We start from the raw sequence: 1689 nt of genomic DNA on the forward strand, positions 1-1689 counted from the left end.
CAGGATTTCCATGCGCCAACGAAGCTCTTATCCGAAACCATTCAAAGCCCAAGTCGTTCAGGAATGCCTGCAACCTGGTGCAACCGTTTCCAGTGTCGCCATCAGCCACGGCATCAATGCCAACGTCATCCGAAAATGGATGCCGCTCTATCGAGATCAGCCCGCAGCGGCTTCACTACCGGCTTTCGTCCCGCTAAAAGCCACACCTAAACGGCCAGTCGAGGCGTCAGTGATCATCGAGTTGCCCATGGCCGGGCAAGTGATCACGGTGAAATGGCCAGCCTCAGACCCCGAGGGCTGCGCACAATTTGTTCGGGCTGTTGCTCAATGATCCGCATCGATGCGATCTGGCTGGCGACAGAGCCGATGGACATGCGCGCCGGTACCGAAACCGCATTAGCCCGAGTGATCGCGGTGTTTGGTGCGGCGAAGCCGCACTGCGCTTATCTGTTCGCCAATCGTCGGGCTAACCGGATGAAAGTGCTGGTGCACGACGGCGTCGGCGTCTGGCTTGCAGCGCGTCGACTGAACCAAGGCAAGCTCCACTGGCCCGGCATTCGCCATGGCTGCGAGGTCGAACTCGATAGCGACCAACTTCAGGCATTGGTACTGGGCCTGCCGTGGCAGCGTGTTGGCGCCGGCGGTGTGATTAGCATGCTGTGAACGCCTGCTATTTGGCCGGTCTACTTGTCGTCGTCCCGCATCTGCTCTGGCACAATCGGCGGCATGACTTTCTCGCCCAACCTCGACCAGATGACTCCGGAACAGCTTCGTGCCTTGGCGGCACAGGCGTTGCAGTTGCAATCCCAAGTTGAGGCGATGAGCAAGAAGATCCAGAACGATGAAATCCTCATCGAACAGTTCAAATTCGAAATCGCCCTGCTCAAACGCCACAAGTTTGCCAAGCGCAGCGAGCAAATCAGTCCAGCGCAAGGCAGCTTGCTGGATGACCTGCTCGATACAGACCTTGAAGCTATCGAGGCCGAGCTGAAACAGCTTCTCCCAGCTGCGCCACAGGCCGAACCACGGCAATCCCCGAAACGTGCGCCCTTGCCGCCGCAGTTTCCCCGCACCGTCATTCGCCATGAACCCGAAAACACTCAGTGCGTCTGTGGCTGCCTGCTCCAACGCATCGGCGAAGACGTCAGCGAGAAGTTGGATTACACGCCGGGCGTGTTTACCGTCGAGCAACATGTGCGTGGCAAATGGGCCTGCCGTCAGTGTGAAACTCTGATCCAGGCGCCAGTGCCAGCCCAGGTTATCGACAAAGGTATTCCGACCGCAGGTCTTTTGGCCCACGTGATGGTGGCCAAGTTTGCCGATCACCTGCCGCTGTACCGACAGGAGAAAATCTTTGGTCGCGCCGGACTGGCAATTGCTCGCTCGACCTTGGCCCAGTGGGTCGGACAAACCGGCGTGCGACTCCAGCCGCTGGTCGATGCACTGCGTGAGGCGGTGCTGAATCAGGGCGTGATTCACGCCGACGAAACACCGGTTCAAATGCTTGCGCCAGGCGAGAAGAAAACCCACCGGGCCTACGTCTGGGCCTACAGCACGACGCCGTTTTCGGCGCTCAACGCGGTGGTTTATGACTTCAGCCCAAGCCGTGCCGGGGAACATGCGCGCAACTTCCTAGGTGACTGGAACGGCAAGCTGGTTTGCGATGACTTCGCTGGCTACAAGGCCGGA

3 protein-coding genes are annotated in these 1689 nt (G+C 59.1%); all 3 read left to right on the forward strand.

All coding sequences use genetic code 11. The features are described 5' to 3' along the window. On the forward strand, positions 1-331 hold a 331-nt coding region (tnpA, locus tag IAE37_RS28545), incomplete at its 5' end, for an IS66-like element accessory protein TnpA (RefSeq protein ID WP_236410225.1). Then, positions 328-663, forward strand: coding sequence for an IS66 family insertion sequence element accessory protein TnpB (tnpB, locus tag IAE37_RS28955; protein ID WP_236410226.1), 336 nt, complete (start codon positions 328-330; stop codon positions 661-663). The genes tnpA and tnpB, both read left to right, overlap by 4 nt. A gap of 63 nt (positions 664-726) precedes the next feature. Further along, positions 727-1689 (forward strand): IS66 family transposase (gene tnpC, locus IAE37_RS28555; RefSeq protein WP_201178791.1); only part of this gene is annotated, 963 nt, incomplete at its 3' end.

The sequence above is a fragment of the Pseudomonas sp. S31 genome (assembly GCF_016648105.1).
Classification (GTDB): domain Bacteria; phylum Pseudomonadota; class Gammaproteobacteria; order Pseudomonadales; family Pseudomonadaceae; genus Aquipseudomonas.